The organism is Roseovarius nubinhibens ISM (assembly GCF_000152625.1).
In the GTDB taxonomy this organism is placed as follows: domain Bacteria; phylum Pseudomonadota; class Alphaproteobacteria; order Rhodobacterales; family Rhodobacteraceae; genus Roseovarius; species Roseovarius nubinhibens.
The window spans coordinates 2,276,827-2,303,186 of record NZ_CH724156.1; the positions used below are offsets into that span (position 1 = coordinate 2,276,827).

The 26,360-nt window shown below is 63.1% G+C and carries 27 protein-coding genes; 17 read left to right on the forward strand and 10 right to left on the reverse strand.

Features of this window, described 5'->3' with window-relative positions; translation table 11 throughout:
- Positions 1 to 123: 123 nt before the first annotated feature.
- From ISM_RS10855 to ISM_RS10880, 6 genes are all read left to right on the forward strand, one after another.
- Positions 124 to 2,163, forward strand: a complete 2,040-nt coding sequence (locus ISM_RS10855) for an ABC transporter substrate-binding protein (RefSeq protein ID WP_040618024.1) — start codon at positions 124 to 126, stop codon at positions 2,161 to 2,163.
- Positions 2,164 to 2,271: 108 nt separating this feature from the next.
- Positions 2,272 to 3,276 (forward strand): ABC transporter permease, encoded by a 1,005-nt coding sequence (locus ISM_RS10860; RefSeq protein ID WP_009814211.1) that lies wholly within the window; start codon positions 2,272 to 2,274, stop codon positions 3,274 to 3,276.
- A 7-nt stretch (positions 3,277 to 3,283) separates the two neighbouring features.
- A complete protein-coding gene (locus ISM_RS10865) occupies positions 3,284 to 4,486 on the forward strand; it encodes an ABC transporter permease (RefSeq protein ID WP_009814212.1) in 1,203 nt (400 codons plus the stop codon).
- On the forward strand, positions 4,483 to 5,481 hold the full coding sequence (locus ISM_RS10870; RefSeq protein ID WP_009814213.1) for an ABC transporter ATP-binding protein: 999 nt from the start codon (positions 4,483 to 4,485) through the stop codon (positions 5,479 to 5,481). Before ISM_RS10865 ends, ISM_RS10870 begins: the two co-directional genes overlap by 4 nt.
- Positions 5,474 to 6,475 (forward strand): ABC transporter ATP-binding protein, encoded by a 1,002-nt coding sequence (locus tag ISM_RS10875; protein ID WP_009814214.1) that lies wholly within the window; start codon positions 5,474 to 5,476, stop codon positions 6,473 to 6,475. The genes ISM_RS10870 and ISM_RS10875 overlap by 8 nt, the downstream gene beginning before the upstream one ends.
- 69 nt (positions 6,476 to 6,544) lie before the next feature.
- Positions 6,545 to 8,218 carry an FAD/NAD(P)-binding protein gene (locus tag ISM_RS10880; RefSeq protein ID WP_040618025.1) on the forward strand — a complete coding sequence of 558 codons (1,674 nt, stop codon included), beginning with the start codon at positions 6,545 to 6,547 and terminating at the stop codon, positions 8,216 to 8,218.
- A gap of 3 nt (positions 8,219 to 8,221) precedes the next feature.
- Here ISM_RS10880 and ISM_RS10885 read toward each other — a convergent pair whose 3' ends face one another.
- The 3 genes from ISM_RS10885 to ISM_RS10895 form a co-directional block, all read right to left on the reverse strand.
- The gene (locus ISM_RS10885; RefSeq protein ID WP_040618026.1) at positions 8,222 to 9,307 is read right to left on the reverse strand and encodes a 5-(carboxyamino)imidazole ribonucleotide synthase; all 1,086 of its coding nucleotides are present in this window, start codon (positions 9,305 to 9,307) and stop codon (positions 8,222 to 8,224) included.
- Positions 9,300 to 9,788 carry a 5-(carboxyamino)imidazole ribonucleotide mutase gene (purE, locus tag ISM_RS10890; protein ID WP_009814217.1) on the reverse strand — a complete coding sequence of 163 codons (489 nt, stop codon included), beginning with the start codon at positions 9,786 to 9,788 and terminating at the stop codon, positions 9,300 to 9,302. Before purE ends, ISM_RS10885 begins: the two co-directional genes overlap by 8 nt.
- 102 nt (positions 9,789 to 9,890) lie before the next feature.
- Positions 9,891 to 10,115, reverse strand: a complete 225-nt coding sequence (locus ISM_RS10895) for a YdcH family protein (RefSeq protein ID WP_009814218.1) — start codon at positions 10,113 to 10,115, stop codon at positions 9,891 to 9,893.
- 159 nt (positions 10,116 to 10,274) lie between these two features.
- Between ISM_RS10895 and ISM_RS10900 the strand changes: the two genes are divergently transcribed.
- The 3 genes from ISM_RS10900 (at position 10,275) to ISM_RS10910 (ending at position 11,899) form a co-directional block, all read left to right on the forward strand.
- Entirely contained in the window at positions 10,275 to 10,697 is a 423-nt protein-coding gene (locus tag ISM_RS10900; RefSeq protein WP_040618027.1) for an Hsp20 family protein, read from the forward strand.
- A complete protein-coding gene (locus ISM_RS10905) occupies positions 10,694 to 10,921 on the forward strand; it encodes a DUF1150 family protein (protein WP_009814220.1) in 228 nt (75 codons plus the stop codon). The genes ISM_RS10900 and ISM_RS10905 overlap by 4 nt, the downstream gene beginning before the upstream one ends.
- A 114-nt stretch (positions 10,922 to 11,035) precedes the next feature.
- Complete coding sequence (locus tag ISM_RS10910; protein ID WP_009814221.1) at positions 11,036 to 11,899, forward strand: glycosyltransferase family 10 domain-containing protein; 864 nt, start codon at positions 11,036 to 11,038, stop codon at positions 11,897 to 11,899.
- 70 nt (positions 11,900 to 11,969) lie between these two features.
- Here the strand turns inward: ISM_RS10910 and ISM_RS10915 are convergent, their stop codons facing one another.
- Both ISM_RS10915 and trxB read right to left on the reverse strand, forming a co-directional pair.
- On the reverse strand, positions 11,970 to 13,685 hold the full coding sequence (locus ISM_RS10915; RefSeq protein WP_009814222.1) for a bifunctional sulfate adenylyltransferase/adenylylsulfate kinase: 1,716 nt from the start codon (positions 13,683 to 13,685) through the stop codon (positions 11,970 to 11,972).
- A gap of 284 nt (positions 13,686 to 13,969) precedes the next feature.
- Positions 13,970 to 14,911, reverse strand: coding sequence for a thioredoxin-disulfide reductase (gene trxB / locus ISM_RS10920; RefSeq protein ID WP_009814223.1), 942 nt, complete (start codon positions 14,909 to 14,911; stop codon positions 13,970 to 13,972).
- 195 nt (positions 14,912 to 15,106) lie between these two features.
- Here trxB and ISM_RS10925 point away from each other — a divergent pair, with 195 nt between their 5' ends.
- Complete coding sequence (locus ISM_RS10925; protein WP_009814224.1) at positions 15,107 to 15,607, forward strand: Lrp/AsnC family transcriptional regulator; 501 nt, start codon at positions 15,107 to 15,109, stop codon at positions 15,605 to 15,607.
- 15 nt (positions 15,608 to 15,622) lie between these two features.
- Here the strand turns inward: ISM_RS10925 and ISM_RS10930 are convergent, their stop codons facing one another.
- From ISM_RS10930 to lgt, 5 genes are all read right to left on the reverse strand, one after another.
- Positions 15,623 to 16,378 carry a Hint domain-containing protein gene (locus ISM_RS10930; RefSeq protein WP_009814225.1) on the reverse strand — a complete coding sequence of 252 codons (756 nt, stop codon included), beginning with the start codon at positions 16,376 to 16,378 and terminating at the stop codon, positions 15,623 to 15,625.
- Between the two features lie 317 nt (positions 16,379 to 16,695).
- Positions 16,696 to 16,827, reverse strand: coding sequence for a hypothetical protein (locus ISM_RS18595; protein ID WP_276514674.1), 132 nt, complete (start codon positions 16,825 to 16,827; stop codon positions 16,696 to 16,698).
- Between the two features lie 257 nt (positions 16,828 to 17,084).
- Entirely contained in the window at positions 17,085 to 17,840 is a 756-nt protein-coding gene (gene pgeF, locus ISM_RS10935) for a peptidoglycan editing factor PgeF (protein WP_009814226.1), read from the reverse strand.
- Positions 17,837 to 18,898, reverse strand: a complete 1,062-nt coding sequence (locus ISM_RS10940; protein ID WP_009814227.1) for a class I SAM-dependent methyltransferase — start codon at positions 18,896 to 18,898, stop codon at positions 17,837 to 17,839. The genes pgeF and ISM_RS10940 overlap by 4 nt, the downstream gene beginning before the upstream one ends.
- A complete protein-coding gene (lgt, locus tag ISM_RS10945) occupies positions 18,895 to 19,776 on the reverse strand; it encodes a prolipoprotein diacylglyceryl transferase (RefSeq protein WP_009814228.1) in 882 nt (293 codons plus the stop codon). The genes ISM_RS10940 and lgt overlap by 4 nt, the downstream gene beginning before the upstream one ends.
- 128 nt (positions 19,777 to 19,904) lie before the next feature.
- Here lgt and ISM_RS10950 point away from each other — a divergent pair, with 128 nt between their 5' ends.
- The 7 genes from ISM_RS10950 (at position 19,905) to ISM_RS10980 (ending at position 26,244) form a co-directional block, all read left to right on the forward strand.
- Positions 19,905 to 20,153 carry an accessory factor UbiK family protein gene (locus ISM_RS10950; protein ID WP_009814229.1) on the forward strand — a complete coding sequence of 83 codons (249 nt, stop codon included), beginning with the start codon at positions 19,905 to 19,907 and terminating at the stop codon, positions 20,151 to 20,153.
- Positions 20,154 to 20,625: 472 nt separating this feature from the next.
- Positions 20,626 to 21,705 carry an extracellular solute-binding protein gene (locus ISM_RS10955; RefSeq protein WP_050754136.1) on the forward strand — a complete coding sequence of 360 codons (1,080 nt, stop codon included), beginning with the start codon at positions 20,626 to 20,628 and terminating at the stop codon, positions 21,703 to 21,705.
- 15 nt (positions 21,706 to 21,720) lie between these two features.
- Positions 21,721 to 23,322, forward strand: coding sequence for a BCCT family transporter (locus tag ISM_RS10960; protein WP_040618028.1), 1,602 nt, complete (start codon positions 21,721 to 21,723; stop codon positions 23,320 to 23,322).
- Between the two features lie 288 nt (positions 23,323 to 23,610).
- Positions 23,611 to 24,111, forward strand: coding sequence for a type III secretion system chaperone family protein (locus ISM_RS10965; protein ID WP_040618029.1), 501 nt, complete (start codon positions 23,611 to 23,613; stop codon positions 24,109 to 24,111).
- A gap of 33 nt (positions 24,112 to 24,144) precedes the next feature.
- A complete protein-coding gene (proC, locus tag ISM_RS10970; RefSeq protein ID WP_040618030.1) occupies positions 24,145 to 24,960 on the forward strand; it encodes a pyrroline-5-carboxylate reductase in 816 nt (271 codons plus the stop codon).
- Positions 24,953 to 25,294, forward strand: a complete 342-nt coding sequence (locus ISM_RS10975) for a tRNA-binding protein (RefSeq protein WP_009814234.1) — start codon at positions 24,953 to 24,955, stop codon at positions 25,292 to 25,294. Before proC ends, ISM_RS10975 begins: the two co-directional genes overlap by 8 nt.
- Positions 25,291 to 26,244, forward strand: a complete 954-nt coding sequence (locus ISM_RS10980; RefSeq protein ID WP_009814235.1) for a 2-hydroxyacid dehydrogenase — start codon at positions 25,291 to 25,293, stop codon at positions 26,242 to 26,244. Before ISM_RS10975 ends, ISM_RS10980 begins: the two co-directional genes overlap by 4 nt.
- Positions 26,245 to 26,360 lie beyond the last annotated feature (116 nt).

A 26,360-nucleotide genomic window follows, 5' to 3' on the forward strand; every position in this document is an offset into this window, starting at 1 on the left:
GCGGGCATCCCTGATGCGCCGCGCGGAGTGGTTTAACTTTCGGGGCGGGTCAGAGGACAGGCCCCGGTCAACCGGTCAAGGGGCAACGAGACCCCACGCCGATCAAATGGAACAGGAGAGGTTATGAAACGGATCTTACTCACTGGTGTGGCGATGGTGGCATTGCCCGCCGCGGCCTTGGCCGAATGCCCGGGGATCACCGTGGCGGATATGCAAGGCATCGCAAGCGGCGCCTTCCCACAGCAATATGAACTGAGCGCCTTTCAGGAGGCCGCCGGCTGCGAGATGGCCTTTACGGCGCATCCCGATATCGAGGCCCTGAACGGCCGCATCAAGGGCAATGAGGCGCTGCCCGCGCTCGCAGACCGCCTGCCGGCGGAGCCGCTCGTCGTGGTGCCCTATGACAGCATCGGCCAATATGGCGGCACGCTCGATGTGCTGTCGAACGCGACCGAGGCGGGCACCTCCGACTTTCTGTCGGTGCGCCATGTGAACCTCGTGCGCTATAGCGACGATCTTCAGACCATCGTGCCCAATGTCGCGAAATCCTGGGAATGGAACGAGGATTTCACCAAGCTGACCTTCAAGCTGCGTGCAGGCCACAAATGGTCGGATGGCGCGCCCTTTACCTCGGCGGATGTGAAATTCTGGCATGACAATCTGATGCTGGACACGAATATCTTTGAAAAGCCAAAGGATTACGTGACTGTCGGCGGCGAGACGATGACCGTGGACACGCCCGACGAGACCACCGTCGTCTTTAACCTCCCGGCGCCCAAGCCCGGGCTCTTGGCGCATTTCGCCACCCATTTCGCCCAAGGCTTCCAGCCCAAGCATTTCCTCGGTCAGTTCCACCCGGACATCAACGCCGATGCCGACAGCTATGCGCAGGGTCTTGGCTTTGAAAACGGCTATGACGCGATCAAGGCCTATTGGGGCAATTCCGACTGGACCGACACGCCGACGCCGATGCTGTCCAAGCCGGACCTCGTCGAGGGTCTGCCCAAGGCGACCTATCCGACGCTGGAAAGCCATATCTATGTGACCGACACCACCGAGGGTCGGCATCTCGTGGCGAACCCCTATTTCTTCCAGGTCGATCCGACGGGCCAGCAGCTCCCGTATATCGGCGAACAGGATGAGGTCTATATCAACGACAACGAGGTGCGTATCCTCAAGCTGGTCAACAACGAGGTCGATTACAAATCGCAATCTCTGCAGCTCGCCTCGGCGCCTATCCTTTTGGAAAATCAGGAAAAGGGCGGCTATAACATCTATCTGCGTCCCGAGATCACCATGGGGGCCTTTGGCTTTAACGTGACCCATGAAGACCCGGAAAAACGCAAGGTCTTTGGCGATCTGAAATTCCGCGAAGCGATGTCGCTGGCGATCAACCGGGAAGAGCTCAACGAGACGGGCTTTTTCGGGCAGGGCACGCCCAAGCAATATGTCGGCTTCTCGCCGCTGCCGGAATTTGCCGACCCGAAATGGGAAAGCTATATGGCCGAGTTCGATCCCGACGGGGCCAAGGCGCGGCTTGACGAGATCGGCATGAAAGACACCGATGGCGACGGCTTCCGCGAATTGCCCAATGGCGACAAGCTGGTGCTCAACCTCAACTATTCGACCCAAGGCATCGCTGGTCAGACGGTTGAACTGGTGGCGCAATTCTGGGCCGATGTCGGTATCCAGTCGACGGTGAAAGAGGTCACGCCCGACGAATACCGCTCGGCGCAATCCGCCAACAAGCTCGACGTCGCCATGTGGCGCAAGGGTCAGCCGCTCGCCATCGTGCTCGGCAATAACGAGCTCTGGGTGCCGCCGTTCGAGAACTATTTCGGCAACCGCAGCGGGATGCTCTGGGCCGAATGGGTCGATAGCGACGGTGCCGCCGGGGTGGAACCGCCGGAGCCGGTGAAACAGCTCATCGCGGATATCAACGCCTTCCAATCCGCCGATCAGGAAAGCCCCGAGTTCGCCGAACTGGGCGCGCGACTGGTGCAGACGATGACCGAGAACCTCTATTTCATCGGCACCGTCAACGCCCCGGCCCCGATCTATCAGAGCAAGCGGTTGCAGAACTTCACCGAGTTCAAGACCCACAGCTATGAATACTATCGGACCTACCCCTACCGGGCGACACAATGGTGGCTGACCGAGTGATCGGCCGCCTCTGAGCAATCGGCGCCGGGCGGCCACCCCCGCCCGCGCCACCCCAAGAAAACGACCGAACCGGCATCGACCGGCCTAGGCAGATAACAGGGAAAAGTGATGCTGAATTTCAGCCGTTTCGTGCTGACACGCGCCGTCATGGCCTTGATCACGCTGATCATCGTGTCACTGGTTGTGTTCTCGCTGATGGAGCTGGTGCCCGGCGATTGCGCCGAACGCTATCTCGCGTTCAAGAACACCCAAGGCTCTGGCATTTCGGTCGAGGATATCGAGATCGAGCGCCAGCGGCTCGGACTGGATCAGCCGTTCCTGGCGCGCTGGGGCAGCTGGATCATCAACGCCTTTCAGGGCGAATTTGGCGACAGCTGCATCCTGCGGGTCAATATCGCCCAACTCCTGGGTGACAAGTTCATGCTCTCGCTGACCATCTGCCTCGCCTCGCTGGCGCTGGCCTATGCCATCGCGATCCCGGTGGGCATCATCTCCGCCGCCACGAACAATCCCTGGCTCAACAACGGCTTGCGCCTGTTTAGCTATCTCGGCCTCGCGATGCCGAACTTCCTGCTGGCGCTGATGATCATGCTGGTCTCGACCGTCTGGTTTGGCGAAACGCTCACCGGGCTCTTTAGCAAGGAATACCGCGACGCGCCTTGGGATTGGGACAAGTTCGTCGATCTGATGAAACACGCCTGGCTGCCGATTTTCATCCTTGGCTGGTCGGCCACCGCCTTTGCGCTGCAAACGGTGCGGGCGCTGATGTCCGACGAGATCGGCAAGCTCTATGTCACCGCCGCCGCCGCCCGGGGCGTCCATGGGCGCAAGCTCTTGTGGCGCTACCCGGCGCGGCACGCGCTCGGCCCGATCGTCAACAGCCTCGGCTTTGACCTCAACCGGATCTTCAACGAACTGCCCATCGTGGCGCTGATCCTGACCCTGACCGAGGCGGGCGCGCTTCTGATCGAGGCGCTGGCGCGCTCCAACGACCAACAGCTCGCAGGCGCGATCATCTTTCTGCTGACCGCCTCCATCGTGACGCTGAATTTCTTCACCGACATCCTGCTGGCGGTGATCGATCCGCGCGTCCGCAAAAGCATTCTGAGGTAGACCGGCCATGAGTGACACCCCCTCGAACCCGACCGATCCCAACCTCGCACAGACGACCGGCCCCCATGTGGCCATCGTCGAGACCGAGGATGCCGTCGAGCGCCGCGCCAAAGAGGCCTATTTCACCGCCTCGCAGGGACAGCTCATCTGGGCCCGGTTCCGCAAGCAACGCGCCGCGATGATCGCCGCCTGTGTGCTGGTCTTTTTGATCCTCTCAGGCCTCTTTGCGCCGTTTCTCTCGCCCTATGATCCGACCATCGCCGGGCGCGACAAGGACTATACCAACGGCGCGCCGCAGATCCCGATGTTCTGCGACAAGAACGGCTGTTCAGCGCGGCCCTTTATCCATGGGGTCGAACGCGAACGGTCGATGGCCACCAATTTCCGCTGGGTGACCAAGGTCAACGAGGATGAGCGGCTCTACGTGAAATTCTTCGTCGATGGCGACCGGTACAAGCTCTTTGGCCTGATCAAGATGGACACGCATCTTTTCGGTGTCGAAGGCGGCAAGATCCATATCTTTGGCACCGACGAGGACGGGCAGGACATCTTTAGCCGCACGCTCCATGCCATCTGGACCTCGATGAAAGTGGGCACGATCGGCGTGGTGATCGCCTTTGTGCTGGCGCTGATCATCGGCGGGGTCTCGGGCTATTACGGCGGCTGGATCGACGGGGTGATCCAGATGATCACCGACGCGGTGCGCACGGTGCCCGCCATCCCGCTCTTCATGGCGGTGGCGGCCTTTATGCCACCCGAGATGACCGCCGAGGCGAGGTTCTTCTACATATCAATGATCCTCGGGCTCATCGGCTGGCCGACGCTGGCGCGACGGGTGCGGACCCATCTGCTCACCGAGCGCAATCAGGAATATGTGTTGGCCGCCCAGCTCTGTGGCGCCGGGCCGGGCCATGTCATCCGGCGGCATCTGCTGCCGAGCTTCACCAGCTATATCATCGTCGATCTGGTGATCTCCTTCCCCTACATGGTGCTGAGCGAAACCGCGCTGAGCTTTATCGGCCTCGGCCTCAAGGACCCGGTGAGCTCGCTCGGCGTGATGCTGCAAAAAGCCACCAGCGCCGACGTGCTCTTGAACTACCAATGGTATTTCATCCCGGTGCTCTTCTTCATCGCCCTCGTCATGGCCTTCGTCTTTGTCGGCGACGGGCTGCGCGACGCGGCAGACCCCTATTCGGATGCGCATAAATGACGGCCCTGATCGACGTTGAAAACCTGACCCTGCAATTCAAGACCGACGAAGGGCTCGTGACCGCGGTGGATGATGTGAGCTTTTCGCTCAACCGTGGCGAGGTCATGGGGCTGGTCGGCGAAAGCGGCTCGGGCAAATCCGTCACCGCCAAATCGCTCATGCATCTCAATGCGCGCAACGCGGTCTATGGACCCAAGAGCCGGATCACCCTGCACACCGACGAGGGGCCGATTGACGTGCTGTCGCTGACCCGTCCCGCCGATATGAAAGTGGTGCGCGGCGGCGCGATCTCGATGATCTTTCAAGAACCGATGGCGAGCTTTGCCCCGGCGATCACCATCGGCAAGCAGATGGTTGAACAGCTCCAGCTTCACGCGGGCATGAGCAAATCCCGCGCCAAGGAGGTCTCGGTCGAGATGCTCGACCGGGTCGGCATCTCGGACGCGGCGCGGCGGTTCAATCAATACGCCTTTGAGCTCTCGGGCGGGATGCGGCAGCGGGCGATGATCGCCATGGCGCTGTCGACCCGGCCCAAGCTCTTGATCGCGGATGAGCCGACCACAGCCCTCGACGTGACCATTCAGGCGCAGGTGATCGACCTGATGAAGGATCTCGTGGACGAGTTTCACATGGGCATCATCTTTATCACCCATGACCTCGGCGTCGTGGCCCAGACCGCCGACAAGGTCTCGGTCATGTATCTCGGGCGGCTCATCGAGGAAGGCCCGGTGCGGCCGGTGATCCGCGACGCCAAACACCCCTATACCCAAGGTCTCCTCGCGGCGCTGCCCAAGCTCGACAATCTCGACGCGCCGCTGACCCCGGTGCCGGGGGATATTCCCTCGCCGCTCGACCGGCCCTCGGGCTGTGTCTTTCACACGCGCTGCCCGAAATACCTCGGCGATGAATGCCGCCTGCAGGAGCCGCGCAACCGCATGGCCGCCCCCGATCACCGGGTCGCCTGCCACATCTATTCGGGAGACGGGCATGACTGATCCTCTGATCCGCGCACGCAACCTGTCGGTCGGCTTTCGCATCGGCGGCGGGCTCTTCGGCAAGTCGATCCTCAAGGCGGTGGACAAGGTCGATCTCGATATCGAGAAAGGCGCGTTCTTTGGCATCGTCGGCGAAAGCGGCTCGGGCAAGACGACGCTCGGCCGGGCGCTGCTCAAGGCGGTGCCGATCACCGGCGGCGAAGCCTCCTACACCGATGACGAGGTCGATTACGATCTCACCACGCTCGACGGGGCCGAGCTCAAGGATTACCGCAAACGGGCCCAGCTCATCTTTCAGGACCCCTATGCCGCGCTCAGCCCGCGCATGACGGTACGCGACATTATCGCCGAACCTTTGGAAGTCATGAAACTGACGCAAAACCGACGCGATACCGATGCCCGAGTTCGCGAGATCGCGGCGAAATGTCGGCTCAATCTCGAGCATCTGCGCCGCTTCCCCCACGCCTTTTCCGGCGGCCAGAGACAGCGGATTTCCATCGCCCGCGCGCTGGTCTCCGGGCCGAAATTCATCGTCGCCGATGAAAGCGTCGCGGCGCTCGATGTGTCCATTCAGGCGGATGTTCTCAATCTTTTGAAGGAGTTGCAGCGCGACCTTGGGATCACCTTCATGTTCATCAGCCATGATTTGAGCGTCGTGGCCCACACCTGTGACCATGTGGCGGTGATGTATCTCGGTCGGCTCGTCGAGACCGCGCCCACCCGCAAGATCTTCGCCGCGCCCCGCCACCCCTATACCCGCGCCCTCTTTTCCGCCATCCCCTCCCTCGACCCCGACAGCAACGACCGCGCCCAGAAGCTCGAAGGCGAGATCCCGTCGCCCACCAATCAGCCGACAGGATGCAAATTTCACACGCGTTGTCCGCATGTTATCGACCGCTGCCGCAAGGAAGAGCCGGCGCTGGAACAGCCCGGAGACGGCCATGAAGTGGCCTGCCACCGCTGGCGCGAACTGATGGAATCAATGCCCGCGTAAAGCTTCGGAACGCTTTGCCCCGCTCGCGCGTTGCCCTGTCACAGGAACAAACGCGGAGCGGTGGCAATCATGTTGGATCAGAGCAAGGCGGGGCGTGTCGCCATCATCGGGATGGGGCCGCGCGGCCTTGGGGCGCTCAACGCGCTGGCAGAGCGCGCGGCTGAGGTGGATCGGATCATTGAGGTCGATGTCTTTGAGCCGGGACAAATCCCCGGTCCGGGGCCGAATTTCGATCCGGATCAAAGCGATCTCTGTCTTCTCAACATCCCGCTCCGGTCGATTGATCTTGGTGACCCCGCAGGCGAGGGCATCGGCCCCGGGCGGCTTATCGACTGGATCGAGGATGGGGAGGACGGCGAAACCTACCCGCCGCGCGCCTTTCTCGGGGCCTATCTCGCGCGTTGGTACACGTATCTCGCGAACTCGGTGCCGCATCTGCAGATCACCCATCAGCGGCAATATGTGCGCGACATTCGCGGCACGGCGGGGGCCTGGTATCTTTGGGGGCAGGAGGGGGCCTATGGGCCTTATGATGAGGTTCTCTTGACCCAAGGCCAGCCCGACACCGAGCCGGACCCCCAGATTGCCCGCTGGCAAGAGCATCTGCGCCAAGGCGCGGCGCAAGACAGCGGCGCCGAGATGCTGCCCGCCTATCCCGCGAACCGTCTCATGGCGGCGGCGCAGAGCTGGCGCGGGCGGACGGTGGCGATCCGGGGGCTGGGCCTCTCGACGCTGGATGTGCTGCGGCTCTTGACGCTCGGGCAGGGCGGGCATTTTGCCGAAGGGCGGTATCACCCGTCAGGAAACGAGCCGGCGCGGATCCTGCCCTTTTCGCTCAACGGGCATGCGCCGGTACCGAAACCGGCCAATGCGCAGCTCGACCGCAGATATGAGCCCACCGAGGCCGAAACCCGCGCCTTTGCGCGTGAGTTGGCGACGGCGCTGCGGCTTGGCCCGAAGGCGGCGGTGGCGCAGATCGCGCAGAGCCTTCTGGCGCCGACCTATCGCATCTTGGCGGAGGACGGGGTCGACTGTGGGCCGGGGACGGTCGAGGCCTGGCTCGAGACGGAGCGCGAGCATCCCGGAGCGCAGGAGTGCAACCCGCCGATCGCGGCGCTTCGTCATGGGATCGAGATGGCCATGGGCACCCGCCCGCCGTCGCCGGGCTATGTCATCGGGCAGGTCTGGCGCAAGTGGCAGGATGCCCTGCGGCGCGGCTTTAATCCCGGTCAGTCAGATGTGGAAACCGCGCGGGCGCTGGAAAAGTTCGACGAAGGGCTCAAGCGGTTTTCCTATGGTCCGCCGGTCTGTGCCGCGCATGAAATGCTCATGCTGATCGAGGTCGGGCTGGTGGATCTCCATGCCGCGGACGACCCGGATGTGGTGCTGACGTCGGAGGGCTGGCAGTTGCTGCCGGGCGACGACAGCAGCAGCGCCTCGGTGATGGTCGATGCGGTCCTGCCTGCGCCGACGCTTGATCATTGCCGCGACGCTCTGGTGCTGGCGCTGTGCAAGCGGGGGCATATGACCCGTCTGGCTGAAGGGCTGGGTGCCAAGATTGCGCCTGATGGGCGGCTGATCGGCGAGGATGGCCGCCCGCGCGGCGGGCTGAGCCTGCTTGGGCGGCTGGCCTTGGGCAATGTGGTGGCGGTCGATTCCATCCACGATTGCTTTGGCGCGGCCTCGGCACGCTGGGCCGAGGCGGCGGTGGCTCGTCTGGTGCGCCGCCCGCTCGCGGCCTGAGGCCTAGCCGCGCGAGGCGGGGCCGATCACCCGGTTGGCATGGCCCATCTTGCGGCCCGGCTTGACCTCGGCCTTGCCATAGAGATGCAGCGAAACGGCAGGATCGCGGGCCAGATCGGGCACGCGGTCCATGTCCTCGCCGATGAGGTTCTCCATCACCACATCCGCATAGCGCCCGCCGTCGCCCAAGGGCCAGCCCGCCACGGCGCGAATATGCTGTTCGAACTGGTCGACGCTACAGCCCTGCTGCGTCCAATGGCCCGAGTTATGCACCCGGGGCGCAATCTCGTTCACCACGAGGCCCTTGGCCGTCACGAAAAGCTCGACCCCCATCACGCCGACATAGTCGAGCGCGTTGAGGATGCGACCGGCGAGCAGCACCGCATCGGTGCGCTGCGCGGTGCTGAGCCGCGCGGGCAGGGTGGTGGTGCTGAGAATGCCGTCCTTGTGGACATTCTCGCCGGGGTCGAAACAGGCGACCGAGCCATCGGTGCCCCGCGCCGCGATGACCGAGACCTCATGGCTGAATTCGACGAACCCTTCGAGCACCGAGGGCGCACCGGCCATATCGGCAAGCGCGGTTTCGGCATCCTCTGGGCTGCGCAGCCGGGCCTGGCCCTTGCCGTCATAGCCGAAACGGCGGGTCTTGAGGATCGAGGGCGTGCCGATCTGGTCGAGCGCGCGGGCAAGGCTCGCGGCATCATCCACGGCAGCGAACGGCGCGGTGGTGAGGCCGAGGCCTGAGAGAAATTCCTTCTCGGTCATCCGGTCCTGGCTCACCCGCAGGGCTTCGCGGCCGGGGCGCACGGGGGCCAGATCCTCGAGCAGGTCAAGCGCCGATGTCGGGATGTTCTCGAACTCATAGGTGATGACATCGACCGATTGGCCAAAGTCGCGCAGCGCATCCTCGTCGGAATAGGCGGCCTGAATGTGGCGGTCCGCCACATGCGAGGCGGGGCAATCGGCGCCCGGCTCGAAGATCACCGTGCGAAAGCCGAGCCGCGAGGCCGCGACCGAGAGCATCCGGCCAAGCTGACCACCGCCGAGAATGCCGATGGTCGCACCAGTGGGCAGAGGGGCGTCAGTCATCCTTGGGCTCCTCGGGGATCGAGGCCGAGAGCGCCGCGCGCCAGGCGTCGAGCCGTTCGGCCAGCGCCGCGTCGGACGTGGCGAGAATGCCCGCGGCCATGAGGCCCGCGTTGGCGGCGCCCGCCTCGCCAATGGCCATGGTGGCCACGGGATAGCCTTTGGGCATCTGCACGATGGAATAGAGGCTGTCGACCCCCGACAGGGCGCGGGTCTGCACCGGCACGCCGACGACAGGCACGCGGGTTTTCGAGGCCATCATGCCCGGCAGATGCGCGGCACCGCCAGCGCCCGCGATGATCACCTTGAGCCCACGGCCTGCGGCCTCGCGGCCATAGTCCCAAAGCCGGTCGGGCGTGCGATGCGCCGAGACGATCTTGGTTTCATAGGCCACGCCCAGTTCGTCGAGAACTTCGGCTGCCTTTTTCATGGTCGGCCAGTCCGATTGACTGCCCATGATGATGCCCACGTTGATTTCGGCCATGATCCGCCTCTTTGGAATTGGAGCGCGCACTATAGCGGCGATTGGGAAGAGTTCCAGCGCGGGATTTAAGGATTTTTCACGCTTTTGCGGCGGTGGGCCGGGTCAGGCGATGATGTCGGGGGTCAGCCGGTCTTCGATCCAGGAAATGCGATCCTTGAGGCGCAGTTTTTGCTGCTTGAGCCGCTTGAGCGTCAGCGGATCGCGCGCGCCTTTTTCGGCAAGGGCCGTGATGGCCTCGTCCAGATCGCGGTGCTGGCGGCGAAACTCTTCGAGCTCAACACGCAGCACGTCGTCGGATTTCATCGAAAGATCGCCGAATGCAGACATCAACCGGGTGATTCCTTTGGAAGCGGAACCCAGAGAATAGGCGAAAGCGTCGCGATCTCAAAGCACTTGCAGGGCGCGTGCAGGATGCCCATATTCGGACCGTGGCCGCCGTAAACGGGGCCCTGCACTGGACCGGTCGCTTAATTCAAGGACGTGGCAATGACAAAGCTTACCCTGGGGACACATCCCTATATGCTGGGGTTCGAACAACTGGAGCGGCTGCTGGAACGCAGCGCGAAATCCGGAAATGAAGGCTATCCGCCGTTCAATATCGAACAAACCAGCGGCAATTCTTATCGTATCACCCTGGCCGTTGCGGGCTTTGGCGAGGATGACCTGGCGGTCACCGTCGAGGATCGGCAATTGGTCATCCGTGGCCGCCAACGCGATGACAGCGAAGACCGGGTGTTTTTGCACCGTGGCATCGCTGCGCGACAGTTTCAGCGGTCTTTCGTTCTGGCAGATGGCGTCGAAGTGGGCGCCGCGCTGATCGAAAACGGGCTGTTGCATGTGGATCTGACCCGTGCCGAGCCCGAGACCGTGGTGCAAACGATCAAGATCAACAAAAGGAGCACGTCATGAACACGCCGTTTGATTTCGGGACCGAAGGGGACCGTCCGATTGCCTATGTCCGCTCTGTTGACGTGGCCGAACTGCCCGAGGAAATCCGTGTACAGCTCGACGGGGCCAAGCGCATCTATGCGGTCCATAGCGCGGCGGGTGAACGTCTTGCGCTGGTGCGCGACCGTGGGCTTGCCTTTGTTCTGGCCCGGCAGAACGATCTTGAGCCGGTAACGGTTCACTAATGCGCCAATTGCCGTGCGCTGAGCCCGCATCCGGGCCTTCGCACGGCCAAGCATTGAGGCAACGCCCAATTGCAAGTATGGCAGCTCTCAAGCCAACAGTCAGTCGAGCGTGCCATGTCCCGTGATGTTCCCCGTATTGCCGTCCTGCCCAACGCCCGCAAGCTCGGCTATCGGCCGGGGCGCATTCTGCTGACCGATCTGATCTGGCCGCTGGGCGTGCCTGAGGGGATCGAGGGGCAGACCTTGGCCGATCTGCGGCCCGAGGATCATCTTCTCGTCTATCCCCGCAAGACGCTGCATCTTCGCCCGGGCTTTGGCACGCGCGCCAAAGTGTCGATCATGGTGGTCGAGCCGAGCGTGATCCATGGCAATCACATGCGTTGGCTGCGCTTTACGCATCGGCGGTTCCACCGGGTGCTGACCCCGCATGAGGAGCTGCTGAACAAGGTCTCCAATGGCCTCTTCTATCCCTTTGGCAGCACATGGGTGCCGGGCTGGTCTTCGCTCGACACGACCAAGACCAAGATGTGTTCGCTGATCGCCTCGGCCAAGCGGTCGCAGACCGGGCATCGGCTGCGCCATGAGATTGTCGAGCAGGCGCAGGCGGCGGGGCTGGATCTGGACGTGATGGGCGGCGGCTATGCGCCCTTCGGCGAGAAATCCGAGGGGCTGGCGCCCTATCGCTATTCCGTCGTGATCGAGAATGTGCGCGAAAAGAACTATTTCACCGAAAAACTCGTCGACGCGATCCTGTGCAAGACCGTGCCGATCTATTGGGGCTGTCCCAATATCGCGGAATTCATCAACACCGATGGCATGATCCTCTGCGAGAGCGCCGAAGAGATCATGGCGGCGATGGCTGCCATGTCCGAGGAGGATTATGCTGCGCGACGCCCCGCGCTCGATGCCGCCGAAGCACGGGCTGCGCATTGGGGCGAGGATCTGCGCCGTGCGGCAGAGCTGCTGCGCGACAGCTAATCCCGTGACCGGTTAGAACGCGAAAAGGCGGGCCATGGCCCGCCTTTTGTGTCTTGTGTGTTGCGCTGAATCAGCCCGCGATAAGGCCCATCTGTTCGAGCTTCAGGATGACCTGATGCGCGCAGTTGTCGACATCGACATTCTCGGTCTCGACGCGCAGCTCGGGGTTTTCGGGCACATCGTAAGGGTCGGAAATCCCGGTGAATTCCTTGATCTTGCCTTCGCGCGCCAGCTTGTAGAGCCCCTTGCGGTCGCGGCGTTCGCATTCTTCGAGCGAGGTGGCGACATGGACCTCGACGAAGGCGCCGAACTGTTCGACATCCTCACGCACCGCGCGGCGGGTGGTCGCATAGGGCGCGATGGGCGCACAGATCGCGATACCGCCGTTCTTGGTGATCTCGGAGGCCACATAGCCGATACGGCGGATGTTGAGATCGCGGTGCTCTTTCGAAAAGCCCAGCTCGGAGCTGAGGTTCTTGCGCACGATATCGCCATCGAGCAGCGTCACGGGACGCCCGCCCATCTCCATCAGCTTGACCATGAGCGCGTTGGCGATCGTCGATTTGCCCGAGCCGGAGAACCCGGTGAAGAACACGGTAAAGCCCTGCTGGCTGCGCGGCGGACGGGTGCGGCGCAGCTCGCGGACCACTTCCGGAAAGGAGAACCATTCCGGGATCTCGAGCCCTTCGGCCAGACGGCGGCGCAGCTCGGTGCCGGAGATGTTGAGAACGGTCACGTCGTCCTTGTCGGTGATTTCGTCCATCGGCTCGTACTGGGCGCGTTCCTGCACATAGACCATATGTTTGAAATCGACCATTTCGATGCCGATCTCGGCCTCATGTTCGCGGAAGAGGTCCTGCGCGTCATAGGGGCCGTAGAAATCCTCGCCCTGGCTGTTCTTGCCGGGGCCGGCGTGGTCGCGGCCGACGATGAAATGGGTGCAGCCATGGTTGCGGCGGATGAGCCCATGCCAAACCGCCTCACGCGGGCCGGCCATGCGCATGGCGAGGTTCAGAAGGCTCATCGTGGTGGTCGAGCCCGGATATTTGTCGAGCACCGCCTCATAGCAGCGCACGCGGGTGAAGTGATCGACATCGCCCGGTTTGGTCATGCCGACGACCGGATGGATGAGCAGGTTGGCCTGTGCCTCTTTTGCGGCGCGGAAGGTCAGTTCCTGATGCGCGCGGTGCAGCGGGTTGCGGGTCTGGAAGGCCACGACCTTGCGCCAGCCCAGCTTGCGGAAATAGGCGCGCAGCTCGTTCGGGGTGTCGCGGCGAGCGCGGAAATCGTAATGCACCGGCGGCTGAATGCCGGTCACCGGGCCGCCGAGATAGACCTTGCCCGCCGTGTTGTGCAGATAGTTCACCGCCGGATGCGCATCGTCATCGGCGCCAAAGACGCGCTCGGCCTCGCGCGCCTTGTTGGGCGTCCAATTGTCGGTGATGGTCATGGTGGCGAGGATCACGCCTTCTTGGTCGCGCAGGGCGATGTCCTGACCGTCTTCGAGCTTGGCGGCAAACTCTTCCGACACGTCGAGGGTGATCGGCATCGGCCAGAGCGTGCCATCGGCGAGGCGCATGTTTTCGACCACGCCGTCGTAATCTTCTTGGCTCAGGAAGCCTTTGAGCGGGTTGAACCCGCCGTTCATCAGCAGTTCGAGATCGCAGATCTGGCGCGGCGTGAGGTCCCAGCTGACGAGGTCAGCGGCCTCAACCTTAAGTTTCTGCGCGCTGTCATAGGATACATAGAGCTCGGGTACGGGGGTGAGATTGCTCGAAATCGTCATTGGGTCACTTTCAATTGCCTGCCAGTCGGGGGTCAGCCCGGTTTCGGCGCGAAATAGACCGGGATTGTGGCTGTATTCAAGCAGCGCTGTGGAAAAAAGAGGAAATTGAGACCTTTATTCCACAGGGGGCGTGAGAGCTGGACGCTCATCTCGCGGGGATCGGCGCGCTGTGAACGCTGTCTGCCCGTCGGTTGTGTCGGAGACACCCGACAGAGCGGCGTGGGGGCATCTTGGGTGTCGCGTAGGGGGCTCCGGGTGGACAGGGTGCCCACCCGGAGGAGGGCTTATTCGGCTTCGGCGAGGAACCGTTCGGCGTCGAGCGCGGCCATGCAGCCCATGCCGGCGCTGGTGACCGCCTGGCGGTAGATCGGGTCGGTGATGTCGCCGGCTGCGAACACGCCGGGGATGGAGGTGAGCGAGCTGCCCGGCTGCACCTTGACATAGCCGCCGGCGTGCAACTCGAGCTGATCCTTGACCAGTTCGTTGGCGGGGGCGTGACCGATGGCGATAAAGACGCCCTTGGCGGGGATGTCGGTGATCTCGCCGGTCTTCACATGTTTGACCTTGATCCCCTCGACGCCGAGCGGCGTGTCGGTGCCATAGACCTCGTCGAGCGTGTGATCCCAGAGCAGTTCGATTTTCGGGTGCTTGCGCAGGCGGTCTTCGAGGATCGCTTCGCAGCGCAGCTCGTCGCGGCGGTGGATCAGCGTCACCTTGGAGGCGAAATTCGTCAAGAACAGCGCCTCTTCGACCGCGGTGTTGCCACCGCCGATCACCGCAATTTCCTGCCCGCGATAGAAGAACCCGTCACAGGTGGCACAGGCCGAGACGCCAAAGCCTTTGAATTTCTCTTCCGACGGCAGGCCGAGCCATTTTGCGCGCGCCCCAGTGGCGAGGATGACCGCATCGGCGGTATAGACCGTGCCGCTGTCGCCCTTGGCGGTGAAGGGACGTTGCGACAGATCGAGATCGGTGATGATGTCGCCGATGATCTCGCAGCCCATCGCCTTGGCATGGGCCTCCATCCGCACCATGAGATCGGGGCCTTGAACTTCGCTGTCGCCGGGCCAGTTTTCCACCTCGGTGGTGGTGGTGAGCTGACCGCCCGGCTCGATCCCTTGCACGAGGATCGGGTTGAGCAGCGCGCGGCTGGCATAGACGCCAGCGGTATAGCCAGCGGGGCCAGAGCCGATGATCAGGACACGGGTGTGGCGGGGGTCGGACATCAAAGGGCTCCTTGGCAGCTTGGGCAGGGTTCGGCTACCGGATATAGTCACCCCCGGTCGCACGTGAAAGCCCCAGTTTTATGACAAAGCCGTCACCTAAAAATTCCTGTGCGAAAGGATGTTGCTTCTGGGCGAAACAATATTGCGTGTATGCGCATGGCTGCTATAACAATCGCGAAATTCAAGGGGGCTCGCATGGCGACGACACGACTGGATCCGATCGACCGCAAGATATTGGCCGAACTGCAGGCTGATGGGCGGATGACCAATGTGGAATTGGCCAAACGTGTCGGAATCTCTGCGCCGCCCTGCCTGCGCCGGGTGCGCACGTTGGAGGAAAGCGGCTATATCAAGGGCTATCATGCCGATGTGGACGCCCGCGAGCTTGGCTTTGAGGTGCAGGTCTTTGCCAGCGTCGGTCTGGTGAGTCAGGCCGAAAGCGATCTGAGCGCCTTTGAAGAGAAATGCCGGGGCTGGCCGCTGGTCCGTGAATGTCACATGCTCAATGGCGAGGTGGATTTCATCCTCAAATGCGTGGCCCCGGACCTGAGCACCTTTCAGCAGTTTCTGACCCGCGACCTGACCGCCGCCGAGAATGTGGCCAGCGTCAAGACATCGCTGGTGATCCGGGGCGCCAAGGATGATCCCGGCGTGCCCTTCGAGGTGCTCGAAGAGCGGCTGGCGCGCGACGCCTGAGCGCCGCGCAAGCGATCATTCGATCGGCATTGGCAAGGGCTGGCGCGGATGGGCGAGGCTTCCGAATTCGGAGGTTTTGCGCAGATGCGGAAACAGCGCCATGAACCGCACCGAGGTTTCATAAGAGACGATGGAATTGAACCCCGCGCCGGGGTGAAAGCTCTCGGTGGTGAGCCCTGCGGCGGTGATCGTCGCGTGCCGTTGCAGCGCCAGATGGTAGAGCCGCACCGGGCTGGGCGGGCGCAGCGGGATCACGCTATGGCCATCGGCAAAGCTCTGCACGCTGCGCAGGCTGTTGTCGCCGGGCCCGCCGGTGGTGCGCTGCAACAGGCGCGCGCCGGGACCGGCGAGGAAATCGGGCGAGGGGCGGCCCAGCCCAAAGGCATCGGTCATCACGCGGGTTAGCGGTGCCACGGGCGCGATATTGTCGGGCGCAAGCTGCATCGAGCCGATCCAGAGCAGCGGCGACGGGCCGCGCTCGCGGGTCTGGATGAGCATGCCGGGCACGAGGTCTTCGACAGCGACGGGCCCCTGAGTCGTGGTGATGAGCGTGCCGCGGGCAAAGGCCGAGAACGCCGCCTCGAAAATCGGACCGGCCGGGGCCTCGACCCGAGAGCGCTGGACCGAGCCGTCATGGCGGTTGAGCCAAGAGACATCATAGACGCGCTGGGCGGTCGGACGGATGTCCTGAGGGCGTGAGGCGGGGCGATTGGATGCGGGATGCGTGGTGCGGGGCGCGATAATACGGGGCGCCGAGGGGGAATAAACCATCTATGACCTTTGTCCTTCGGGTCTTATCTGTACCGGCCCCCACCGAACAGCGACAGAAAGACAGAGTTAATCTGCTATCTCGCCATAGTTGAGCCGGGGCGGCGCATTTATGTCAAATTTTCACTGAAATTGGCGCTGATGCGCGGGATAATCGCGGTGTCTGGTGAGGATTGTTGAAAGTTCAGCCTGTAATCGCGCCACAATCCGAGTCGCGCCCAGGCCCTTCAGAGGAAAGGCCGGGAACACAAAGGCCGCATCCGGGGACACGGCCTTTTGCTGCCACGAGGGGGGAAGACTGCGGCGGGGACGCGGGAGGGTTAGCTCGCGCGTTTGGCGGAAACGGGGGTTGCGACCTTGACCTTGCGATAGCCGCGCTGGAAGGGCAGCGGCGCAACGGGGGATTTGCTCGCTTCAATCACGGATGTCATCCAACGGCGTTGCTTCTTCATGGTCTTGGCTCCTCACACTGTCCCCGTTTTTTGGGACTTACTGTTGTTCGTTCTGGAAACAATTTGCCGGGATATTGCGGCCATGTTTGGGCTTTGCGAACAATTTGTGAGAGATTTGAGAGGTCGGAACGGCGCGGAATGTGGCTGAGGCGCATTCCGGCAATCACTTGAAAACTATGATGTTTTCAGAATGTGCGAATTTCTTGAGGCCAGAATCCGGCGATTTCTAGCGGGTCTTCGCCCAAATCGCGCCAGATTCAGAGACGGATGACCGAAATCAGCCGACCGTAATCGACCTCGCCGGCATGGGTGGTGCGCCGATAGGAGAAAAACCGAGTCGCATCCTGATAGGTGCAATGGCCGGTCCATTCGGCATGGCCGACCCCAGCCTGCCGCAGACGGTAGAGCCCATAGCCCGGCAGATCGAACTGCAGCCGGTCACCCTGGCCATTGGCAAAGAAGCGGCTGGCCTCTGGGTCGTCTAGGGTAAAGCTGTCCATGAAATCCGGGCCGACCTCATAGGCGGATTGGCTGATGCAGGGGCCGATCACGGCGCAGATCTCGGCCCGTTCTGCGCCAAGGTCTTCCATCGCATCGAGCGTCGCCTCGAGCACGCCGAGCTGCGCGCCCTTCCAGCCCGCATGGGCCGCGCCGATCACCCCATTCGTGGCATCTGCAAAGAGCACCGGCTGGCAATCTGCGGTCAGAATGCCGAGCGCGATGCCCGGCGTCGCGGTGACCATCGCATCGGCCTTAGGCTTGGCCGCAAAGGGCTCGGTGACATGGACGACATCGGGCGAATGCAGCTGATGAAGTGAGACGAGATGGCTCTGATCGACCTGCATCGCCTCGGACACGCGGCGGCGGTTGATGGCGACGATCTCGGATTGATCCGACGAGCCCTGACCGCAGTTCAGCCCCTGAAAAATCCCCGACGAGGCACCGCCCTTGCGGGTAAAGAACCCGTGGCGCAGCGGAGTGAGACTGTCGGCGGTGATGATTTCAAGGGTCATAGGTCAAATCCAGCTGGCGGTGCGGTGCCCGCGGGGTAAAGCACCATCACCTTGAACAGCGTCCCCATTTCCTCTGGGTGCGTCAAGCGGCGATGTGCGGCGATATGAGCGTCGAGAGCCGCGCCGGTAAGCCCGGAGGCCAGCGCCTGTGCCCGCGCGGTGATGCCGAGCCGTTCGAGAAAGACGCCCTGTGGCGTGGCGCGGCTATGCGCAGCAGGGGCGGCGGCGCGGGCAAGGCTTGCGAATTCCACATGGGCTGTGAGATCGGCGGTGCCGGGGGCCTCGAGCGGATCGGTCTTGGCGTGGGATTTGACCGCTTGGAACGTGTCGCCCGCGCTCTGCCAGTCGCCATAGTCGATGAGGAGCGCCACGCCGCCATGGGTCGCAATCCGCGTGCCGAGGGTTTCGGCCATGGCCTCTGAGGCGGGGCTGAGCGTGACCATATCGCCCTCGGTGGTGTCGGCGAGCCGATGGTCGAGCGCCCTGAGCGGCAGCGGCGCGGCGAGGCCGAAGCAAAGCGCACCACCCTCATCCAGCCCCACCAGCCGTTCGCGCCACTGATCGCCATTGCGCAGGAACTGGCGCAGCGGCAGGGCGTCGAAAAACTCGTTCGCGACAAGGAAAAGCGGCAGCTCGGGCAGGGTGTCGATATGGTCGTGATGGGTGACGCCGGGCACCGCCTTGGCCTGCAGCGCGCGCAGCGCTGGCGAGGCCTCGACCATATGCGGGCGGGCGGCGGCGTGAAAGCCGGGGATCTTGCTTGTGGCGCGCAGGATATCGGCCATGAGCGTGCCGCGTCCGGGGCCAAGCTCAGCCAGGGCAAAGGGCGCTGGCGCGCCTTGATCGAGCCAGCTCTGGGCCAGGGCGAGGCCGATGAGTTCACCGAACATCTGGCTGATTTCCGGGGCGGTGATGAAGTCGCCGGAGACGCCGAGGGGATCGCGCGTGGGGTAATAGCCATGCTCGGGATGGAGCAGGCAGAGGGTCATGTAATCGGCGATGCTGATCGGGCCGGTGGCGGCAATCTGCCGTGATATCAGGGTCTTGAGCGGGGTCATGCGCGGCGGGCGCGGAGCACGAAGTAAAGACCCACCGCGATCATCGGCAGCGACAGGATTTGCCCCATGGTGAGACCGTAGCCGCCCATCTGCCACGCAAGACCGAGCGGGTTGCCGGGCGAGATGAACTGGGCGTCGGGCTGGCGCACGAATTCAACGAGGAACCGGCCGAGACCATAGCCCGCCACGAAGAGGCCGAGGATGAGCCCGGGGCGTTTGAACGCGCCGCGACGATAGGCGAGCCAGATCAGCACCGCGCCGAGGATCAGCCCTTCGAGAGCGGCTTCGTAGAGCTGTGACGGATGGCGGGCGCAGAGACCGGCGAGCGTGCCGCAGTTCTGAGCCTCCGCGCCGGGAAAGATCACGCCCCAGGGCAGATCGGTCGGGCGGCCCCAGAGCTCGGCATTGATGAAATTGGCGATCCGGCCCAGCAAGAGCCCGATGGGCGTGACCATGGCGAGCACATCTGCGGCCGAGAGCCAGGGGATGTTTTCCTTGCGGAAATAGAGCGTGGCGGCGATCAGAACGCCGAGGAAGCCGCCGTGAAACGCCATGCCGCCTTGCCAGATCTTGAGGATGTCACCGGGGTTCGACAGGTAGTAACCGGGTTGATAAAACAGCACAAATCCGAGCCGGCCACCGAGGATGATGCCAAGGATCACCCAGGTGAGGAGGTCGTCCACCTGGGTCCGTGTCATGGGGGAGGTGTCGCCGGGCCAGAGCGTCGGGCGGCTCACTGTGGCGAGCACGAGGCGCCAGCCCAGAACGATGCCCACGATATAGGCCAGCGCGTACCAGCGCAGCGAGAAATCGAGGCCGAAGAGCGAGATCGTGAAGATCTCGGGCGAGATGTCGGGGAAGGGGATCGCGGCTATCATAGGGCCTGTTGGCCATGGGGCGGGGGCAGAGTCAAGAGATCACATATCTGTCATATGGGGGTGAACTCTGTGCTTGAGAACAGGGGGCATCCACCCCATATAGCCCCTGTATATTCTGGAGGATAGCGATGCAGACCCGCAACAAGGTGCTCGACGATATTTCGCAGCTGATGACCAATGCTATGGGCGTGGCGCAGGGCGCGAAGAACGAGGCGGAAACGGCAATGAAATCAATGCTCGACCGCTGGTTGGCGGATCGCGATTTCGTCACCCGCGAAGAGTTCGACGCGGTGCGTGCGATGGCCCAGAAGGCGCGTGAAGAGAATGAAAGCCTCAAGGCGCGGCTCGAAAAACTCGAAGGCCAATCCGGCAAATAAGCCGGGTCGGTGACACGTCGGTATGACGTCGGTAAAGCGACGGTGCCGGTTTCGGCGCTGATCAGGAGGTTTTGCCCTGCCTCGATCCGGCAAAATGCCGGGTCGGCAGCACGTCGGTCTTGCGTCGGTAAAACGACAGTGCCTCTTTCGGCCCTCTGATCGGGCCCTGGCCGGTCCCCGCCGATCCACCTCCCCCATCATCCATGATCTGCCACCCGCGCCGGGATGCAAGCGCGGGGCGATCTGTCGTGGCTCTGAGCGACCGCCCTGTCCCGTCACCGCCCGCTCCGCACCGCCGTAGCCGAAATCCCTTGCCATGGGGCGGCCCGGCTGTTTCGATCCTCCCGTTGCTGCATCGCTGAGGAAAAGGAGTAAGATTTTTCCAGTTCGTTGCTTACGGTAGGAGTATGCCATGTCGATAACCCAACGCCCGCTTTGTGGGCTTCTGGCGTCCGCGCTGTTTCTCTGCGGAATGTCCGCGAGCCCTCTGTCCGCGCAGGACGCCGGGGGCGGGACCATCCCCAATCTCACCTTCACCAGTTGGACCGGGCCTTATATGCGCTCGCAGATGCTCGGCTTTGTGCGGCCCTATGAGGCGGCGACGGGGCAGCGCCTGCATGTGGCGCATTACAATGGCGGCATCGACGAGATCCGCGATCAGGTCGAATCCGCCAATGTCATCTGGGACGTGGTGGATCTGACCCAGGCGGATCTGCTGCGGGCCTGTGACGCGGGGCTGTTGGAAGACATTTCGGACATCGAGTTGCCGGATGGCAGCGATGGCACGCCGGCGGCGGAGGATTTCGTCGCAGGCGCGCTCAGCCCCTGCGGTGTCGGCGTCATTGAATGGGCCACGGCATTTGCCTATTCCGGTGCGGCCTTTGGCGACAGCCCGCCGAGCGGCATTGCCGATTTCTTTGATGTCGAGACCTATCCCGGCGCCCGCGCCATTCGCAATGATCCGACGGTGATCATGGAATGGGCGCTCATGGCCGATGGGGTGGCGCGCGACGAGGTCTATCCGCTGCTCGAGACCGAGGAGGGCGTGGCGCGGGCCTTTGACGTGATGGAGGCGATCCGCCCCGGGCTTCAGCTCTGGTCGGCAGGGCGCGAGCCGGTGCGGCTCTTGAACGGGGGCGAGGTTGTCCTGTCGTCGATCTGGGCCACCACGGGGGCGACGGCGGCCAAGGAAGAGGGCGCGGATTTCGCCATCGTCTTTGATGGGCGCATCCTCGAGATGGATCTCTTTGGCATCCCGAAAGGCAGCCGCAACAAGGCGGCGGCGCTCGCGTTTATCCGCTATGCGAGCAGTTCCACCTCTCTGGCGCAGATGGTGAGCCACCTGCCCAACGGGCCGACGCGCAAATCGTCGCTGGCGCTGCTCTCGGAGGAGGTTCTGGCGCAGATCCCGAACAGCCCGAGCTATGCCGACAATCTCAGCCTTGTCTCTGATGCGACCTGGTGGGCCGAGCATCACGCCCGCCTCGACGAGGCGTTTCAGGCCTGGCTCAACAAAAATGACCGGCAGGGCCCTGCTGGCACAACACGTTAAGGGGAGGGGGAGACCATGCCGCTTACAAAACCCAAGCTGCCTGAGAATCTCATTGCGAAATCCGGGATTTTCAAGGGGATGAACACCTTTATGGCCGTGGGGTCGATGGTGATGATCCTCGCCTTTGTCCTCTACACGGTCCGCGATGTGGACGCGTCGTCCGAGGTGTTCTCGGCGGGCAAGAATTTCATCATCGGAAGCCTCGATTGGTTCTATGTTCTGGTGGTCAATGCCGCGCTGTTTTTCTCGGTCTGGCTGCTCTTTAGCCGCTTTGGCCATGTCAAGCTTGGCAAGGAAGAGGATGAGCCGGATTTCTCGACCTTTTCCTGGATTGCCATGCTGTTTTCGGCGGGGCTTGGCTCTGGGTTGATCTATTGGGGCGTGGCCGAGCCGATGTTCCATATTCAGGGCAATCCCTTTGCCGAAGGCGCGGGCATTGCCGCCGGGGGCACCGATGCCGCGGTCAAGGCGGTGACGGTGACGATCTTTCACTGGGGGTTTCATGGCTGGGGGCTCTATGTGCTGGCGGGGATGTCGCTGGCCTATTTCGCCTATCGCCATGATCTGCCGCTGACACCGCGGGCGGCGCTCTATCCGATCCTCAAGGAGCGGATCTATGGGCCCTGGGGGCATCTGGTGGACCTGATCGCGGTGTTTGGCACGATCTTTGGCATTGCCACCTCTCTCGGCCTCGGGATCACGCCGATTGCGGCGGGGCTGGAGCGGTTGGGCTGGCTCGAGAACAACCTCACCAATCAGCTTATCCTCGTGGCGATCATCACGGTGATGGGCACCGCCTCGGCGGCGTCAGGCGTCGGCAAGGGCGTGCGTATCCTGTCGGAGATGAACGTGCTCTTTAGCCTTGGGCTGTTGCTGTTGTTCCTGATCCTTGGGCCGACGGCGTTCTTGCTCGGCGTGACGATTTCGGGGATCGGTGACTACCTGTGGAACGTGGTGCCCATGGGGTTCAAGATCATCGGCGATCCCGAGAACCAATGGCAAAGCTGGTGGACCATCTTCTACTGGGGCTGGTGGATCGCCTGGTGTCCCTTTGTCGGCATGTTCATCGCGCGGGTCTCGAAGGGCCGGACGATCAAGGAATTCTGTCTCGCCGTGCTCTTTGTGCCGGTGACGGTGGTCATGGTCTGGATGGGCGTCTTTGGTGGCGCGGCGGCGGGGGTCGAGCTCTTTAACGAGGGGGCGGTCGTCGATGCGGTCAATGCCGATTACGCGCGGGGCGTGTTCCAGACGGTGGCGGGCTTTGGCTATGACTGGCTCACCACGCCGATCAATTTCCTGATCACCCTGTTGCTGATCTCGTGGTTCGTCACCTCGTCGGACAGTGGCACGCTCGTCATGTGTACGATGCTGTCGATGGGCGATGAGAACCCGCCGGTGCGGTTCCGCATCTTCTGGGGTCTGTCGGCCGGTGTGGTGGCGGCGGTGCTGATGCTGGCCGGCGGTCTGTCGGCGCTGCAGACGGCGTCGATCGTGGCCGGGCTGCCGATCGCGGTGATCGTGCTCTTGATGATCTATGGCATGGTGAAAACCCTGCATGAAGAGCATCCGCGCCCCGATTACGAGGACAAGTTCGAGCTCGAATTCCTCAACCGCTAGGGCGGGGCATGGGACACGGCGGCGGGCGGCTTTGGCCGCCCGTTTCGCATTTGGGGGATGAATTTTCGTCAGGGAGCAGGCATTCGGCCGCCAACCAAGGGTTGGTGGCTGTCTGTAAGCTATCCACAACTTATTGCGTTTATCCACAACAAATTGCTTTACAGGCGCAGCTTGCTGGCCCACCATATCTGGTAAGGGCAGGTGGAATAGCCCCTGTCCCTAGAGCAGGCACCTAGCGCTTGGGAGGCTGCCATTCCCGAGCGCTAAGTTAAAAAACGAGGTGGCGCCATGGCATTATCCGAGCAGTTTTATTCAGAAGACATGCATCCCATTGATCTGGTGGAGCATGTTGCCGAACACCATGAATGGGAATTCGACCGGATCGGGGACGATCAGATCGCCATGGCCGTGGAAGGCCAGTGGCGGACCTATTCGATCACGCTGGCCTGGTCGGGCTATGACGAGACGCTGCGGCTGGTCTGTACCTTCGAGATGGAGCCGCCGGCCGAGAAGCTTCCGGCGCTGTATCACACGCTCAACGAGGTCAATGACCAATGCTGGGCCGGGGCCTTTACCTATTGGGAAGAGCAAAAGCTCATGGTCTATCGCTATGGGCTGCTGATGGCGGGCGGGCAGGAGGTCTGTGCCGAGCAGATCGACACGCTGATCCGCGCCGCGGTGCTCAGCGCCGAGCGGTTCTACCCGGCATTTCAGCTGGTGGCCTGGGGCAATCGCGAACCGAAAGAGGCGATGCAGGTTGCCATTGCAGAGGCCTACGGCAGGGCGTAACACTTCCCGCAACACGACATGCGGGAGGGTTTTATGGTGATGCAATCGGTGGCCGAGGGCGGTCTGGTCCTATTGGGCTGTGGCAAGATGGGATCTGCGATGCTGGAGGGCTGGTTGGCCAATGGTCTGCCGCCCACGAGTGTCTGGGTGATTGATCCGCGCCCGTCGGATTGGCTCAAATCCACCGGTGTCACCATCAACGGCGCGTTGCCCAAGGCCCCGGCGATCGTTCTCATCGCGGTCAAGCCGCAGATGATGGGCGATGCGCTGCCCGAGATCGCGGCGATGGGCAATGGCGAGACGCTGTTTGTCTCGGTCGCGGCGGGCACGTCGATTGCGGCCTTTGAGGCCGCCATGGGGGCGCAGAGCCCGATCATCCGGGCGATGCCCAACACCCCCGCCGCGGTGGGCCGGGGCATCACCGCCATCATCGGCAACAGCCACGCCAGCGCCGCGCATCTCGACATGGCCGAAGAGCTGCTGCGTGCGGTGGGGCAGGTCGTCCGGCTCGAGAGCGAAAGCCAGATGGATGCGGTCACCGGGGTCAGCGGCTCTGGCCCGGCCTATGTGTTCCATATGATCGAATGTCTGGCGCAGGCGGGCGAGGCGCAGGGGCTTGCCCCCGAGCTTGCCATGCAGCTTGCCAAGGCGACGGTGGCCGGGGCCGGGGCGCTGGCCGAGGCGGCGGAGGAGACCCCGGCGCAGCTCCGCGTCAATGTCACCAGCCCCAATGGCACGACGCAGGCCGGGCTTGAGCAGCTGATGGATGAGACAACCGGCCTGCCGCCCCTGATGGCGCGGACCGTGGCCGCCGCGACAGACCGGTCAAAGGAGTTGGCGCGTGGCTGATGAGATCACTTTTGACGAGTTCCTCAAGGTAGATATTCGGGTCGGCACGGTGCTGCGGGCCGAGCCCTTTCCCGAGGCGCGCAAACCGGCGATCAAGCTCTGGATCGATTTCGGGCCGGAGATCGGCGAGCGCAAGACATCGGCGCAGATCACCGCGCATTACACGCCAGAGACCCTGGTCGGTCGTCAGGTCATGGGGGTGGTGAATTTTCCGCCGCGCCAGATCGGACCGTTCATGTCCGAGGTTCTGGTGCTGGGCCTGTCGGATGCCGAGGGCGGCATCGTCCTTTTGGCCCCGGATCAGACGGTTGCCAATGGGGAGCGGATGCATTGACCCGGGTTTTGATCACACGACGCCTGCCGGACACCGTGCTGCAGGAGGCGGAAAAGCATTTCGAGATCGAGCTGCGTGACGAGGCGGCGCCTCTCAAGCTCGGTCAGATGCGCGGTGCGCTGGCGCTTTATGACGGGATCTTGCCGACGCTCGGCGATCTCTTCAGCGCCGAAGCCTTTGCCGAGGCGGAGAACCCGCGCTGCAAGATCCTCGCCAATTTTGGCGTGGGCTATAACCATATCGACGCCGAGGCGGCGCGCGCGGTGGGCATCGCGGTGACCAACACGCCCGGCGCTGTCACCGATGCCACGGCGGATGTCGCGATGACGCTCATGCTCATGTCGGCGCGGCGCGCGGGCGAGGGCGAGCGGCTGGTGCGGTCGGGGCGCTGGACCGGCTGGCAGCCGACGCAGATGCTCGGCCTCCATCTGAGCGGCAAGACGGTGGGCATTCTCGGCATGGGGCGGATCGGGCAGGCCATCGCGCGGCGCTGTCATTTCGGCTTTGGCATGGATGTGCTCTATGCCAACCGGTCTGTGAAAGAGCTTGATTTCCCGGCGGAAAAGCTCAGCCCTCTGGCGCTCGCGGCGCGGGCCGATGTGGTGGTGATCGCCATGCCGGGCGGCAGCGAGACCCATCATTTCGTCGGCACCGAATTCCTGCGGGCGATGCAGGGCCATGCCCATCTCGTCAATATCGCGCGGGGCAATATCGTCGATGAGGCGGCGCTCATCCGGGTGCTCGACGAGGGCGGCATCGCGGGCGCGGGGCTTGATGTCTATGAGCATGAGCCGGAGGTGCCCGAAGCGCTGCGCGCGATGGAGAATGTGGTGCTCTTGCCGCATCTCGGGACCGCCGCGCTCGAGGTGCGCGAGGCGATGGGCTATATGGCGGTGGAGAACCTGCGGGCCTTCTTTGCGGGCGAGGCACCGCCCAATCTGGTCAACTGATCCGGGTATTTTCAGGGGTTTAGCGGCGGTTTCGCTCAAGTTTGCGCGAGCGACCAAGCGTCAAGCTTGACCTCGGGGCAGGGCTCGGGTCTGTTGGATCGGCTATTTTGGGAGCC